At 58.0% G+C, this 14335-nt stretch carries 12 protein-coding genes, 1 tRNA gene and 2 rRNA genes (1 of these 15 cut by a window edge); 12 read left to right on the top strand and 3 right to left on the bottom strand.

Annotated elements, in window-relative coordinates; translation table 11 throughout:
• Window positions 1–218: 218 nt before the first annotated feature.
• From HRR99_RS14835 to zwf, 12 genes are all read left to right on the top strand, one after another.
• Window positions 219–1211 carry a BMP family lipoprotein gene (locus HRR99_RS14835; protein WP_233122270.1) on the top strand — a complete coding sequence of 331 codons (993 nt, stop codon included), beginning with the start codon at window positions 219–221 and terminating at the stop codon, window positions 1209–1211.
• An 82-nt stretch (window positions 1212–1293) separates the two neighbouring features.
• Entirely contained in the window at window positions 1294–2799 is a 1506-nt protein-coding gene (locus HRR99_RS14830; protein WP_233122269.1) for an ABC transporter ATP-binding protein, read from the top strand.
• Window positions 2800–2818: 19 nt separating this feature from the next.
• On the top strand, window positions 2819–3922 hold the full coding sequence (locus HRR99_RS14825) for an ABC transporter permease (protein ID WP_233122268.1): 1104 nt from the start codon (window positions 2819–2821) through the stop codon (window positions 3920–3922).
• 5 nt (window positions 3923–3927) lie between these two features.
• Window positions 3928–4899 (top strand): ABC transporter permease, encoded by a 972-nt coding sequence (locus tag HRR99_RS14820; RefSeq protein ID WP_065700043.1) that lies wholly within the window; start codon window positions 3928–3930, stop codon window positions 4897–4899.
• A 3-nt stretch (window positions 4900–4902) separates the two neighbouring features.
• Window positions 4903–5292: a cytidine deaminase gene (locus tag HRR99_RS14815; RefSeq protein ID WP_233122267.1), complete on the top strand. Its 390-nt coding sequence runs from the start codon at window positions 4903–4905 to the stop codon at window positions 5290–5292.
• A complete protein-coding gene (locus HRR99_RS14810) occupies window positions 5292–6092 on the top strand; it encodes a purine-nucleoside phosphorylase (protein ID WP_233122266.1) in 801 nt (266 codons plus the stop codon). Before HRR99_RS14815 ends, HRR99_RS14810 begins: the two co-directional genes overlap by 1 nt.
• Window positions 6093–6094: 2 nt before the next feature.
• Window positions 6095–6868, top strand: a complete 774-nt coding sequence (gene deoC, locus HRR99_RS14805; RefSeq protein ID WP_233122265.1) for a deoxyribose-phosphate aldolase — start codon at window positions 6095–6097, stop codon at window positions 6866–6868.
• A 6-nt stretch (window positions 6869–6874) separates the two neighbouring features.
• Window positions 6875–8188 carry a thymidine phosphorylase gene (gene deoA / locus HRR99_RS14800; RefSeq protein ID WP_233122264.1) on the top strand — a complete coding sequence of 438 codons (1314 nt, stop codon included), beginning with the start codon at window positions 6875–6877 and terminating at the stop codon, window positions 8186–8188.
• Between the two features lie 708 nt (window positions 8189–8896).
• Window positions 8897–10102 carry a bifunctional phosphopantothenoylcysteine decarboxylase/phosphopantothenate--cysteine ligase CoaBC gene (coaBC, locus tag HRR99_RS14795; protein ID WP_233122263.1) on the top strand — a complete coding sequence of 402 codons (1206 nt, stop codon included), beginning with the start codon at window positions 8897–8899 and terminating at the stop codon, window positions 10100–10102.
• The gene (locus HRR99_RS14790) at window positions 10099–10458 is read left to right on the top strand and encodes an MmcQ/YjbR family DNA-binding protein (protein WP_233122262.1); all 360 of its coding nucleotides are present in this window, start codon (window positions 10099–10101) and stop codon (window positions 10456–10458) included. Before coaBC ends, HRR99_RS14790 begins: the two co-directional genes overlap by 4 nt.
• Window positions 10459–10522: 64 nt before the next feature.
• A complete protein-coding gene (locus tag HRR99_RS14785) occupies window positions 10523–11104 on the top strand; it encodes a histidine phosphatase family protein (protein WP_233122261.1) in 582 nt (193 codons plus the stop codon).
• A 58-nt stretch (window positions 11105–11162) separates the two neighbouring features.
• Entirely contained in the window at window positions 11163–12680 is a 1518-nt protein-coding gene (gene zwf, locus HRR99_RS14780) for a glucose-6-phosphate dehydrogenase (RefSeq protein ID WP_233122260.1), read from the top strand.
• A gap of 76 nt (window positions 12681–12756) precedes the next feature.
• Here zwf and HRR99_RS14775 read toward each other — a convergent pair.
• From HRR99_RS14775 to HRR99_RS14765, 3 genes are all read right to left on the bottom strand, one after another.
• A tRNA-Met gene (locus tag HRR99_RS14775) sits at window positions 12757–12833 on the bottom strand.
• A gap of 234 nt (window positions 12834–13067) precedes the next feature.
• A 5S ribosomal RNA gene (gene rrf, locus HRR99_RS14770) occupies window positions 13068–13182 on the bottom strand.
• A 319-nt stretch (window positions 13183–13501) separates the two neighbouring features.
• Window positions 13502–14335: ribosomal RNA gene (locus HRR99_RS14765) — 23S ribosomal RNA — on the bottom strand; it runs 1973 nt beyond the window's last position.

The raw sequence follows: 14335 nt of genomic DNA, 5'->3' as shown, positions 1-14335 counted from the left end.
CACAGCCGGGCTGATTTTTTGTGCTGAATGCCTGAAGAAGTAGCAGTTAACGGTTTTTCCACCGGGTCAAAAAAAGCGGATGAATTTTTCTTGCAGCCGTGCAAGGATAATCCTTACGCACAGTCGAAAACAGGCTGGCAGTTCCGCAGACATGCCCGTATCAGCGGGTTTGCGGGAGGACCCTTTAAAAAACCAAACTGTAACAACAGGGCTGCACAATGAAAAAATCCCTTCTGACGCTTTTCGCGCTGGCCGCGATGTCGGCTTCCGCTTTGGCTGCGGACATCAAGCCTGCGCTGGTCTATGGCACGGGCGGCAAATTCGACAAGTCGTTCAACGAAGCCGCTGCTGCAGGCGCTGAAAAGTTCAAGGCTGAAACCGGTACTGAGTACCGCGATTTCGAGCCGACCAGCGACACGCAGGGTGAACAGGCCATCCGCAACTTCGCCAGCCGTGGATTCAATCCCGTTGTTGCGGTGTCGTTCGCATGGACATCGGCCATGGAAAAGGTTGCAGCCGAGTTTCCCAACACCAAGTTCGTAATTGTCGATTCCGTCGTCGAGCTGCCGAATGTGCGCTCCGTCGTCTACAAGGAAGAAGAGGGTTCCTACCTCGTCGGTCTTCTGGCTGGCATGGCATCTAAGACCGGTAAGGTCGGCTTCATCGGCGGTATGGACATTCCGTTGATCCGCAAGTTCGCCTGCGGTTACGCCCAGGGTGCCAAGGCTGCCAATGACAAGATCGAAGTCTTCCAGAACATGACCGGCACGACCGGTGCCGCCTGGAACGACCCGGTTCGCGGTGGTGAGCTGACGAAGAACCAGCTCGATCAGGGCGCAGACGTGATCTACGCGGCAGCCGGTGCCACGGGTCTCGGCGTTCTCCAGACCGCAGCCGACAACAAGAAATACTCCATCGGTGTGGATAGTAACCAGAACCACCTGCACCCCGGCTCCGTTCTTACTTCCATGGTCAAGCGCGTCGATCTGGCCGTCTACAATGCGTTCAAGGACACCAAGGACGACAAGTTCACCGGTGGCGTTCAGTCTCTGGGCGTCAAGGAAGACGGCGTTGCTTACGCTGTCGATGACAACAACAAGGCGCTGATCACGCCGGAAATGACGGCAGCCGTCGATAAGGCGAAGGCCGATATCATTGCTGGCACCGTCAAGGTTCACGACTATATGTCGGACAATTCTTGCCCAAAGTGATGTGATTTTAGGATCAGGGCGCATCGCGGTATCCGCGTTGCGCCCTTTTCATATCCAGCCTCCGGAGACGTTTGGGTTGACGATGGAACCTGCAATCGAGCTTGTCGGTATCGATAAAAAATTCGGCACCGTACACGCCAACAAGAATATCAATCTCACCGTTGCCAAGGGTACCATCCACGGCATTATCGGGGAAAACGGGGCGGGGAAATCGACGCTGATGTCGATCCTTTACGGCTTCTATTCCGCCGACGCAGGTGAAATCCGCATCGACGGCAAGCCTGTCAACATCAAGGACAGCCAGGCCGCCATCGATGCTGGCATCGGCATGGTGCATCAGCACTTCATGCTGGTCGAGAATTTCTCGGTGTTGGAAAACATCATGCTGGGTGCCGAAGGCGGCATGCTGCTCGCCAAGGGCACGGCGGCAACCCGCAAGGAATTGAAGCGGCTGGAAGACGAATACGGCCTCGAGGTCAATCCCGATGCGATCATCGAGGATTTGCCTGTGGGCCTGCAACAGCGCGTCGAAATATTGAAGGCCATGTATCGCGGTGCCGAAATCCTCATTCTCGATGAGCCGACCGGCGTGCTAACACCGGCCGAAGCCGACCACCTCTTCAAAATCCTGGGCGTCCTGCGTGACCAGGGCAAGACGGTCATCCTCATCACCCACAAGCTGCGCGAAATCATGGCGATCACCGACGAGGTCTCGGTCATGCGCCGCGGCGAGATGGTGGCAACACGCAAGACGTCTGAAACGACGGTCGAGGAACTGGCCGAACTCATGGTCGGTCGCCGCGTGCTGCTGCGCGTTGAAAAAGGCGAAGCCAATCCCGGCGACGTGTTGTTCTCCGTCCGCAACCTCACCGTCAAGGACAGCCGTGGCGTGACCATGGTGGACGATGTGTCGTTTGATGTGCGCGCAGGCGAAATCGTCGGCATTGCCGGTGTGGCTGGCAACGGCCAATCGGAATTGCTGGAAGCCATTGCGGGCATCCGCAAGCCGCATTCCGGCGAAATCCTGATGGGTGGCAAGACCGTCGACAAGGTCGATCCTGCCGTTTTGCGCAAGCTGGGTCTGGCGCATATTCCCGAAGACCGTCACCATATGGGTCTGGTTCTGAAGTTCGAGGAATATGAGAACTCCATACTCGGCTATCACCGCGATGACCGCTACGGCAAAGGCATGTTCCTCAACCCGGAAGCCATTCGCAAGGATGCGGTCGAAAAGATCGAGAAATATGACATCCGCCCGCCGAATGCCCGGCTGAAGACCGCCAATTTCTCCGGCGGCAATCAGCAGAAGATCGTCGTTGCACGCGAAATCGAACGCGATCCGAAGATGCTGATCATCGGCCAGCCGACGCGTGGTGTGGATATCGGGGCCATCGAATTCATTCACCGCCGCATCATCGAGATGCGCGATGCGGGCAAGGCCATTCTGCTTGTGTCGGTAGAGCTGGATGAAATCCGCTCTTTGTCGGACCGCATTCTGGTCATGTTCGCGGGCCGGATCGTCGGAGAAAAAACGGCGGAAGCCGAAGAACAAACGCTGGGCCTGATGATGGCCGGCATCGCCGCATAAGGCAAAGGCTTTAAAGCTCATGAGTACAGCTTCCGTCCCCCTTCCCAACTGGATGTCCTACGGCCTTCTGCCGTTTCTCAACCTCGTCACCGCCTTTTTCATCTCCGGCCTCGTGGTCTGGGGCATTGGCGAAGACCCGTTTGCCGCCCTGCGTCTGCTGATCGAAGGTGCGCTGGGCCGTGGTGATGCCATCGGCTTCACCCTGTTTTACACCACCAGCTTTATCTTCACCGGCCTTTCGGTGGCCGTCGCCTTCCATGCGGGCCTCTTCAACATCGGCTCGGAAGGTCAGGCCTATATCGGCGGTCTGGGTGCTGCCATGGTCGCACTGGCGCTGGATCGTTACGTGCCCTGGTATGTCACCATGCCTTTCGCCGTTATGGGTGCCGCCGTGTTTGGTGCGGCTTGGGCCTTCATTCCCGGCTGGCTTCAGGCGAAGCGCGGCAGCCACGTCGTCATCACCACCATCATGTTCAACTTCATCGCAGCCGCTTTGATGGTCTATCTGCTGGTCAACGTCTTTATCGTGCCCGGCAAGATGGCGCCGGAAACCCGCACCTTTCTGCCCGGCGGCCAATTGCCGAAGCTGGATTGGTTGATGGCGATGTTCGGCCTGAAACTCGGCCCCGCGCCCTTCAACGTGTCCTTCATCATCGCGCTGGTTGCGGCGTTTCTGGTCTGGGTGCTCATCTGGCGCACCAAGCTGGGTTATGAAATGCGCACGCTCGGCATCAGCCCGTCTGCAGCCGTATACGCTGGCATTCCCTATTCGCGCACCGTCATCATCGCCATGCTGATCTCCGGCGGTCTGGCGGGCATGATGGCGCTCAACCCGGTCATGGGCGCGTCTGCGCGCTTGCAGGTGGAGTTCGTCGGGGGGGCAGGCTTCGTCGGTATTGCCGTGTCGTTGATGGGACGCAGCCATCCCCTCGGCATCGTCTTTGCAGCCCTTCTCTTCGGCATTCTCTATCAGGGCGGCGCCGATCTCTCCTTTGAAATGCCCAACATCACCCGCGAGATGATCGTCGTCATTCAGGGTCTCGTCATCCTGTTTGCAGGCGCGCTTGAATATATGTACCGCCCCGCGCTGGTGCGCATCTACCAACAATTCGTGAAGAGGTAAGGCCCATGGAAACCTTCGATATGCTGGTCAGCATTCTCGGTTCGACCGTCCGCCTGACCATTCCGCTGTTGTTTACGGCCCTTGCGGGCCTGTTTTCGGAGCGCGCCGGCGTGTTCGACATCGGCCTTGAAGGCAAGATGCTGGCCGCCGCCTTCGCATCCGCCTGTGTGGCCTACATCACGTCCGACCCCTGGGCGGGTCTGGCCGCCGGTATCGGCGTGTCGATCTTCTTTTCGCTGGTGCACGGTTTTGCCGTCATCACCAACCGCGGCAACCAGATCGTCTCTGGCGTGGCGTTGAATTTCGTTGCAGCCGGTCTCACCGTCGTTCTCGGTCAGGCATGGTTCGGGCAGGGCGGTCGCACGCCGCAGATCACTGGCGAAGGCCGTTTCACGCCCATCATTCTGCCGGGCGTAGATGCCATGCGCGAAATACCGTTCATCGGCCCGCTCTATGCCAATGTCATCTCCGGCAACAATATCCTCACCTATCTTGCCTTCATCGCCGTGCCGATTTCGTGGTGGGTGCTGTACCGCACCCGCTTTGGTCTGCGCCTGCGCGCCGTGGGTGAAAATCCGGGCGCTGTCGATACGGCTGGCATTTCCGTCACATGGATGCGCTTCCGCGCCGTCATCGTCGCCGGTTTCCTCTGCGGCTTTGCAGGCACGTATCTCGCCGTCGCACAATCCGCTGCCTTCATCGCCAACATGTCTGCGGGCAAAGGCTATATCGCGCTGGCTGCCCTGATCTTCGCCAAATGGAAGCCCGTGCCGGTCATGTTCGCCTGCCTGCTTTTCGGTTTTCTGGATGCGGTCGCAAACTTCATGCAGGGCAAGGCCATTCCCGGCATCGGTGAAGTGCCGGTGCAAATCTTCCAGGCGCTGCCCTATATCCTCACCTGCATTTTGCTGGCCGGTTTCATCGGCGTTGCCAAGCCACCAAAGGCCGGTGGCGTTGCTTACTCGAAGGAGCGTTAAACCATGTCCCATGAGCTTTTTGAAGCCGCCCGCGAGGCCATGGCCTTTGCCCACGCACCCTATTCGAAATTCCCCGTCGGTGCCGCCATCCGTGCCGAAGACGGCCAGATTTACAAGGGCGCCAATATCGAGAACCTGTCCTTTCCTCAAGGCTGGTGCGCGGAGCCGTCTGCCATCAGTGCCATGATCATGGGCGGGGCAAAGAAGATCACGGAAATCGCCGTCATTGCCGAAAAGCTGGCGCTCTGCCCGCCCTGCGGCGGTTGCCGCCAGAAGATTGCGGAATTCGCCTCTGCCGATACGAAGATTTATCTCTGTGACGAAGCGGGCGTACAAAAGGTCATGACCATGGACGAGCTCCTGCCCTTCAGCTTCAAGACAGAGTTGGATTGATGGATCACGCGATCATCGACGTCCTCGTGGACAGGCTGAACGGGCTGATGCCGCGCACCGCCGTGGTTCTCGGCTCCGGTCTGGGTTCTCTGGTGGACGAGGTGACCGACCCCATCCGCATTCCCTATGCCGATATTCCCGGTTTTCCCGAAAGCGCCGTTTCCGGCCATGCGGGTGAAATGGTGGCGGGATATCTCGGTGGGCAGCCCATCCTCATGCTGGCCGGTCGCGTCCATTATTACGAACAGGGCAATGCCAGCGCCATGCGCCCGGCCATCGAGGCTCTCTCGGGCATCGGTGTCCAATCGCTGATTCTCACGAATTCCGCGGGCTCTGTTCGCCAGGACATGCCACCCGGATCGGTCATGCAGATCACCGATCACATCAATTATTCCGGCATGAACCCGCTGATTGGCGAGGAGAGCGACAGCCGCTTCGTCGGCATGACCAGCGCTTATGATGCGGATCTGTCGATTGCCATGCGCAACGCTGCCATCCGCGCCACCGTGCCGCTGTTTTCGGGCGTCTATATGTGGTTCTCCGGTCCAAGCTTCGAAACCCCGGCAGAAATCCGCATGGCGCGCACGCTGGGTGCGGATGCCGTCGGCATGTCCACCGTGCCGGAAGTCATCCTTGCCCGCTTTTTCGGGATGCGCGTTGCCGCCGCTTCCGTTATTACCAATTACGGTGCCGGAATGACCGGGGCCGAACTGAGCCATGAAGAAACCAAAGACATGGCGCCCATAGGCGGCAAGAGACTGGCCGCGATCTTAACGGAAATGATTTCAGGAGGAAATTGAGCATGGAACTTCAGCGCCCGCGCGAAGCCGCCGCTCTCGCCTTGTCCTTGCTGGACCTCACCAATCTCAAGGAAGACTGCACGCCGGAGCAGATCGCCGCCCTGTGCCAGAAAGCCCACACGCAATACGGCACGACAGCTGCCATCTGCATCTGGCCGCGCTTCGTGGCGCAGGCTCGTGCCGCCTTCGGCAAGGATCACTCGATCCGCATCGCAACCGTCGTCAATTTCCCATCCGGCGATCTTGATGTCGCAACCGTGGTCGGCGAGACCGAACGCGCCATTGCCGATGGCGCCGATGAAATCGATCTGGTTATTCCCTACAGGAAATTCATAGCAGGCGATGAAAATGCGGTTTCGGAGATGGTCGCTGCCGTCCGTAAGGCCTGTGTCGCGCCTGTCTTGCTGAAGGTCATTCTCGAGACCGGCGAGTTGAAGGACAAGGCACTCATCCGCCGCGCCTCTGAAATCGCCATTGCCGAGGGTGCCGATTTCATCAAGACCTCCACCGGCAAGGTCACGGTCAACGCAACGCTGGAAGCCGCCGACATCATGTTGCAGTCTATCCGCGACAGCAAGAAGAAGGTGGGCTTCAAGCCCGCCGGCGGCATCGGCACGGTGGAAGATGCAACGCTCTATCTGCGTCTGGCGGAAACCATCATGCAGCCCAACTGGGCCATGCCCTCTACCTTCCGCTTCGGCGCATCCGGCATTCTGGACGATATCTTGAACGTGCTGGGCGGCGGCGAACCGGCCAAGTACGCCAGCGGATATTGATCTCGCATGATCCCGCAGGAAATCATCCGCCGCAAACGCGATGGGCAGGTGCTGACGGCGGATGAGATTTCCGCCTTCATCTCCGGTCTGTCCAAAGGTTCGATTTCCGAAGGGCAGGCCGCAGCCTTCGCCATGGCCGTGTTCTTTCGCGGCATGCGCCGCGATGAAATCGTTGCATTGACGCTGGCCATGCGTGACAGCGGCGATGTTCTCTCATGGGCCGATATCGGCAAGCCCATTGCCGACAAGCACTCCACCGGCGGCGTGGGCGACAATGTCTCGCTCATGCTCGCCCCCATCGTTGCCGCCTGCGGTCTGGCCGTGCCGATGATTTCAGGCCGTGGCCTTGGCCACACCGGCGGCACGCTGGACAAGCTCGAATCCATACCAGGCTATGATATCATGCCTGAAGAGGCCCTGTTTCGCCGCACGGTCAAAGACGTAGGCTGCGCCATCATCGGCCAGACGGGCGATCTCGCCCCCGCCGACAAGCGGCTCTATGCCATCAGAGACGTAACCGCGACGGTGGATTCCGTTCCCCTGATCACCGCCTCCATCCTGTCGAAGAAGCTCGCCGCGGGCCTTGAAACGCTGGTGCTGGACGTCAAATTCGGCAATGGCGCCTTCATGCAATGCGCCGACGAGGCCGAGCAACTGGCACGCTCACTCGTAGAAGTCGCCAATGGCGCAGGCGTCAAAACCTCCGCTCTCATCACAGACATGAACGAGCCGCTTGCCGATGCCGCAGGCAACGCGCTGGAAATCGTGCATTGCCTGGATTTTCTCAGCGGCAAAAAGGCCGGAACCCGCATCGAAACACTGGTTCTCGCCTTCGCCGCTGAAATGCTCATGCAATCTGGCCTCGTCACCAGCCTCATCGAAGGCGAAGCTTTGGCGCGCAAGGCGCTTGCCTCCGGTGCGGCCATGGAGCGTTTCGGCCAGATGATCAGAGCCCTTGGCGGCCCCTCGGATTTCATCGAAAAGTCGGGCGACTATCTCAAACCGGCCCCCTATATCGCGCCGGTTCTGGCAACAGAAACCGGTTTTCTGTCCTCCTGCCAGACGACGCGCGATCTCGGCATGGTCGTGGTCGGCCTTGGCGGCGGTCGCCGCCATCCCAGCGATGTCATCGATCATCGTGTCGGTATGTCACATATTCTGCCCTTGGAAACAAAGGTGGAGAAGGGTCAGCCGATTGCGATGGTTCATGCGGCAACGCAGGACGATGCGGACAAGGCAGTGGCGGCGGTATCGACGATCTACACGACCGCACACGAGCCCGTATCTTCGAGCCCGATGATCGCGGGTCGCATAGGCTGAATGTGAAAGTGAAAGACCCCGGATAGCAGCCGTCTCAGAAAATCCGTGAAAACCAAAAAAAGTCAAAAAACTTTTCTCCACGGCCATCTGACCCATGCCTACAATCCTCCCACTTTCGCCGCGGAGCTGTTTCGCGAGACATTGAGGTGGTGAAGGCTGGTGGGTGGGCGCAGACGTGCGGCCAGACATCAGGAATACCATGTCAGGGTAAGCCCGGTGGACCTGATTTTCTCGACGCGAAAGACCATTCACGGCTTTCGGACTGGGCGAGGCGAAACGGTTCGGCGGATACTGCCTGTCACGCTCAGCCCGGATCATTCACGGTCCGGTCTGGGCAAGACATGGCTGCAAGAACGAAAGACCAGAGGCCACGCAAATGCGGACGCCAACGACACCACCATACCAGAGACATCTCCCGCATTTGCGTGTGTTCTCCGGGTTGAAATGAAACAGAACACGGGTGCATCGCACCGCGTGAACGGCGAAGCGTATCTTGAACGTTAGCAGTCCTCATCCATCACCCTGAGCCCTGTCGAAGGAGAGGTGGGCGCGAAGCGACCTTTGAAGGACGAGGGCTGCGGAACGGATGCTTCGAGGCTTTGGTCTTTGGCCAAAGCGCCTCAGCATGAGGGTGGACCGCGCCCACGCGATTGCACTTTGAAAGCCAAGGGCTTAGGTTTCGCATCAAACAGGAATTCGGTCGGCATCATGGCACTTTCGGGCAAGCATATTCTTCTCATCATCTCCGGCGGCATCGCAGCCTATAAGAGCCTCGATCTCATCCGTCGTCTGAAGGAGCGCGGCGCGAAGGTAACGCCCGTCATGACGCGTGGCGCGCAGGAATTCGTCACACCGCTTGCCGTCGGCGCCCTCTCGGCCACCCATGTCTTTACCGAACTGTTTTCGCGCCAGGACGAACAGGATGTCGGCCATATCAGGCTGGCGCGGGACTGTGATCTGGTGCTGGTCGCACCTACCACCGCAGACCTTATGGCGAAGATGGCCAGCGGCCTGGCCGATGATCTGGCCTCCACCGTTCTGCTGGCGACAGATCGCAAGGTGCTCATCGCACCCGCCATGAACCCCAAAATGTGGACCGCCAAGGCCACCCGGCGCAACATCGAAACCTTGAAAGCCGATGGCATCCGTTTCATCGGCCCCATGGCAGGCGAGATGGCGGAAAAAGGCGAGGCCGGCCTTGGCCGCATGGCCGAACCCTTGCAGATCGTCGATGCCGTCGAAACACTCCTGGACGACAGACCGAAGCCGCTGGCAGGCAAAAAAGCCATCGTCACGTCAGGCCCGACGCATGAGCCGATCGACCCCGTCCGCTACATCGCCAACCGCTCCTCCGGCAAGCAGGGCCATGCCATTGCGGCAGCGTTGGCGGAACTCGGCGCAGAGGTAACGCTCGTCTCAGGCCCCGTCACGATTGCCGATCCGGCGGGCGTCAACACCGTTCACGTCGAACGTGCCGAGGAGATGCTTGATGCGGTTCTTTCCCATCTGCCCGCTGATATTGCGGTGATGGTTGCAGCCGTCGCTGACTGGCGGGTGGCTACGGCGGTCGATCAGAAGATCAAGAAGCAACCGGACGGCCAGCCTCCCGCCCTGCACATGGTCGAAAATCCCGATATTCTCAAAACCATTGGCCACCATGCGAAGAGGCCGAAAATAGTCATCGGCTTTGCTGCAGAAACTCAGGATGTCGAAACGAACGGGCGAGCCAAGCTCACGCGCAAGGGCGCCGACCTCATCGTCGCCAATGACGTTTCAGCGACGACGGGCATAATGGGCGGTGATCGCAACAGTGTGAAAATCATCTCGGCAGATGGCGTCGAGGCATGGCCCGATCTCGACAAGACCGACGTGGCAAAGCGCCTCGCCGCACTGATTGCGGATAGATTGGCATGACGATTTTTGACCGAGATGGGTTCGATGCACTTTTGGGAACATGGCCCGGTGTCACCTTCGTTGACCAATGGGATTCCCATGTCGCGAAAGTGGGAGACAAGGTCTTTGCCGTTCTCGGAGAGCGGGAAAATTGGCGCCTTGTCATCAAGTGTTCCGAGGAGAGCTTCGAAATTCTGACGTCGCTGGACGGGATTGGACAGGCGCCCTATTTCGCTAAACGCAAATGGATTTCGATTTCCGACCAAGCGCCGCTCGAACCCGAAGAGATAGAGCATTATGTCCAACGATCCTATGCGTTGGTTGCGTCGGGGTTGACGAGGAAGTTACGAGCAGAGCTGGGCATCGTGTTGACGTGAGCGACCCGGTCTTCGGACAACGTAAGATCAATGACGAAAATCATTTGTGCAGGAAAGCAGAGCGATGAGTACGAAATTTCCGCAGATCGTTCTCGTCAGACACGGAGAGACCGAATGGTCTCTCTCTGGTCGCCACACGGGGCGCAGCGACATACCACTGACGGAAAACGGCGAGTTGGCTGCCAAAACGTTGGCGGCGCGCCTGCCAGCGCTCGATTTCGCTGCCGTTTATACCAGCCCCTCCCAGCGGGCGCGCAAAACCTGTGACCTCGCAGGCTTCGGTTCCCGTGCGGCGATAGACAACAATTTAGCCGAATGGGACTACGGGCGTTATGAGGGCATAACGACCAAGGACATCCAAGCCGAAGCACCGAGATGGAACGTCTTTCGCGACGGTTGCCCCGGCGGGGAATCGACCAGAGATATCGAGAAAAGAGCAGATGATGTCATCGCAAAACTGAAATCTGCGAATGGCAGTATCCTGGTTTTCTCCAGCTCCCATTTTCTAAGAGTGCTCGCTGCCAGATGGTTAGGGCTGACCGCGGAAGCGGGGTCGCTTTTCATTGTTGATACCACTGGTATCAGCGTCCTCGGTTACGAACACAATCTGGAGGAGCCCGTCATCAGAAGCTGGAATCAGACATAATCCTGTCCGAAGGCTGAACTAGGTTAAAGCACAGATTGAAAATGTTGGAGATTTCGCCTTGGACGCTGCACCTGCCCCTCCGGTAACACTCGTGATCTTCGGCGCCACTGGCGATCTCACCCGTCGCCTGTTGATTCCGTCCCTCGTCAATCTCACGCGCAGCGGACTGGTTGGAGACGATCTCCAGATACTTGGTGTCGGTATCGAGCCAGGTGACGATGCGATGCTGGTGGAAAGGCTAGATGGCTTTCTCTCAACGCTGGGCGGAAAAGAACCGCTGTCTGCCGATCCGGCATGGCTGCGTCTCAAGCAGCGCATTTCCTACGTGAGCGGCGACTTCACAAAGGACGAAGTCTTTACAGAGGTCGCTCTTCGACTGACCCAAGCGCCATCAGGAAACGCTGCCTTTTACCTCGCAGTGCCGCCGCAGTTTTTCGGAACGATCGTGGAGAAGCTGGGCCAGCATGGTCTCGTGACTGAAAACGATTCTGCTTTCAGACGGCTGGCGATTGAAAAGCCATTCGGGACCGATCTCGCTTCGGCGCGCGCCCTGAATGCAAAAATCCTGAACATCGTCTCCGAGAGCCAGGTCTACCGGCTGGATCACTTCCTCGGCAAGGAGACCGTCCAAAACATCATGACGGCGCGTTTCGCCAACATGATGATCGAGTCACTCTGGAACAATAACTACATCGATCATGTCCAGATCACCGCCGCCGAGGTTGTGGATGTCGGGTCACGGGGCAAATTCTACGATGCCACTGGTGCCCTGCGTGACATGGTCCCGAACCATCTTTTCCAGTTGCTTGCAATGGTCGCCATGGAGCCGCCGAACAGCTTCGACGCGGAGGCAATCCGCAACGAAAAGAGCAAGGTGCTCCAGGCGCTGCGCATTTACACACCGGAAGAAGCCGCCAGCCATTCTGCACGTGGCGTCTACACGGCCGGAACGCTCAACGGCGTTGAAGTCCCCGCCTACAGGGACACGATGGACGTCGCCCCCGCCAGCACCACGGAAACATTCGTGGCTCTCAAACTGTACGCGGACACGTGGCGCTGGGCAGGCGTTCCCTTTTATCTCAGAACTGGGAAAGCCATGGCTGCCCGGGACACAGAGGTGGTCGTCACCTTCAAAAAAGTACCCTTTGCCCAGTTTCGCCAAACGGAAGTCACGCCCAAACTGCCCCCGAACAGGCTCGTCATTCAGGTCCAGCCAGACGAAGGCATCAGCATGGAAATGTCCATCAAATCACCCGGTCAGTCAGTAGACACCGTCCCCGTCTCGCTAGATTTCCGCTATGCCGAACAATTCGATATCGGCAAGATGACGGGGTACGAGTCGCTGCTGTACGAGCTGTTCATGGGCGATCAAACCCTGTTTCAACGTGCCGATGGCATTGAAGCCGGATGGGCGGCGGTCCAACCCTTCCTGGATCTGTGGGCGAAAGGAGGCGCGCCAGAGGACTACGAAGCTGGCAGCCTAGGGCCGCAGTCGGCTCAAGATTTGATAGAGCAGGACGTGCGTGAATGGCGCGGGCTTGGAGTGCTGAGACCCCATGCGAAGTCAACCACGTGAGAATGCGATAGTGACAAGATGAACCAGAATTTTGGTCAAGCTTCGCGGATAGGGTGATTTGGAGGTTGTCATGATTTGGTTGCGGGGGCAGGATTTGAACCTGCGGCCTTCAGGTTATGAGCCTGACGAGCTACCGGGCTGCTCCACCCCGCGCCAAGCGTAAATCCCTATTGGATTTATCGCGACTGCGTCACAGCTTGGCTGTGATGCATACTGCCGGAGCAAATCCGTTAGGATCTGTCTCCTGTAAGGGGCGCACCATAGTGTGGTACGCCGATATTGTCTTTGCGTTTTATAACACAAAAGGCCGCGTAGTGAGCGGCCTTTGACTGGCCTTTTGGCCGTTTGTTTTTGCGTTGAGAAGATGTTTTGTGTTGCGTTTTGCAGACCTGGCAGCGACCTACTCTCCCGCGTCTTAAGACGGAGTACCATTGGCGCTGGGGCGTTTCACGGCCGTGTTCGGAATGGGAACGGGTGCAGCCGCCCCGCAATAACCACCAGGTCGGCAAAACGCAACATATGATCCATGCTTTGCATGGATCATATGATTGCTTGTTGATTGGTGTACCTTGTCCTGTTCGCTTGACGCTCACAGGGGACACCAATTGGCCATACGGCACCCTCGAGATGAGGATGTGTTGGGCCAAAACAATCACAGATCCATGATTTCACATGGAAACTGTTGTTTCGAGAAGCTGGAGAGCTGAAGGCTCTATTTAATTTACACGTCTTTCTGTGACTTGTCCGTCCGCAGCGCCTTTGGCGCGTGAGGACAGAAGTATCATCTTCATCTTCGATGAAGATGAACATAATCAATGGGAACGAAGAAGTCGCTCGAGCTATTAGTAACGGTAAGCTTCATGCATTGCTGCACTTCCACACCCGTCCTATCAACGTGGTCGTCTTCCACGGCTCTGATAGGGAACACTCGTTTTCAGGTTGGTTTCCCGCTTAGATGCCTTCAGCGGTTATCCATTCCGTATATAGCTACTCTGCTATGCCCTTGGCAGGACAACAGATCCACCAGAGATACGTCCATCCCGGTCCTCTCGTACTAGGGACAGATCCTGTCAATATTCCTACACCCACGGCAGATAGGGACCGAACTGTCTCACGACGTTCTGAACCCAACTCACGTACCGCTTTAAATGGCGAACAGCCATACCCTTGGGACCTGCTCCAGCCCCAGGATGCGATGAGTCGACATCGAGGTGCCAAACAACCCCGTCGATATGGACTCTTGGGGGTCATCAGCCTGTTATCCCCGGCGTACCTTTTATCCGTTGAGCGATGGCCCTTCCACACGGGACCACCGGATCACTATGACCGACTTTCGTCTCTGCTCGACTTGTCAGTCTCGCAGTCAGGCTAGCTTATGCCATTGCACTCGACGACCGATTTCCGACCGGTCTGAGCTAACCATCGCGCGCCTCCGTTACTCTTTCGGAGGCGACCGCCCCAGTCAAACTACCCACCATACACTGTCCCGGATCCGGATAACGGACCGCGGTTAGACATCCACGAAGATAAGGGTGGTATTTCAAGGATGGCTCCACGAGAACTGGCGTCCCCGCTTCAAAGCCTACCACCTATCCTACACATGCCTTGGCGAATGCCAGTGTAAAGCTATAGTAAAGGTGCACGGGGTCTTTCCG

Source organism: Agrobacterium vaccinii, from assembly GCF_021310995.1.
GTDB classification, from domain to species: domain Bacteria; phylum Pseudomonadota; class Alphaproteobacteria; order Rhizobiales; family Rhizobiaceae; genus Agrobacterium; species Agrobacterium vaccinii.
The sequence above is the reverse complement of the archived record's forward strand: the minus strand, read 5'-3'. Positions and strand labels throughout refer to the sequence as shown.

What these genes read in the sequence shown, in the direction of transcription:
- HRR99_RS14835 (WP_233122270.1), top strand. Translation starts at nt 219, where the DNA reads ATGAAAAAATCCCTTCTGACGCTTTTCGCGCTGGCCGCGATGTCGGCT.
- HRR99_RS14830 (WP_233122269.1), top strand. Translation starts at nt 1,294, where the DNA reads ATGGAACCTGCAATCGAGCTTGTCGGTATCGATAAAAAATTCGGCACC.
- HRR99_RS14825 (WP_233122268.1), top strand. Translation starts at nt 2,819, where the DNA reads ATGAGTACAGCTTCCGTCCCCCTTCCCAACTGGATGTCCTACGGCCTT.
- HRR99_RS14820 (WP_065700043.1), top strand. Translation starts at nt 3,928, where the DNA reads ATGGAAACCTTCGATATGCTGGTCAGCATTCTCGGTTCGACCGTCCGC.
- HRR99_RS14815 (WP_233122267.1), top strand. Translation starts at nt 4,903, where the DNA reads ATGTCCCATGAGCTTTTTGAAGCCGCCCGCGAGGCCATGGCCTTTGCC.
- HRR99_RS14810 (WP_233122266.1), top strand. Translation starts at nt 5,292, where the DNA reads ATGGATCACGCGATCATCGACGTCCTCGTGGACAGGCTGAACGGGCTG.
- deoC (WP_233122265.1), top strand. Translation starts at nt 6,095, where the DNA reads ATGGAACTTCAGCGCCCGCGCGAAGCCGCCGCTCTCGCCTTGTCCTTG.
- deoA (WP_233122264.1), top strand. Translation starts at nt 6,875, where the DNA reads ATGATCCCGCAGGAAATCATCCGCCGCAAACGCGATGGGCAGGTGCTG.
- coaBC (WP_233122263.1), top strand. Translation starts at nt 8,897, where the DNA reads ATGGCACTTTCGGGCAAGCATATTCTTCTCATCATCTCCGGCGGCATC.
- HRR99_RS14790 (WP_233122262.1), top strand. Translation starts at nt 10,099, where the DNA reads ATGACGATTTTTGACCGAGATGGGTTCGATGCACTTTTGGGAACATGG.
- HRR99_RS14785 (WP_233122261.1), top strand. Translation starts at nt 10,523, where the DNA reads ATGAGTACGAAATTTCCGCAGATCGTTCTCGTCAGACACGGAGAGACC.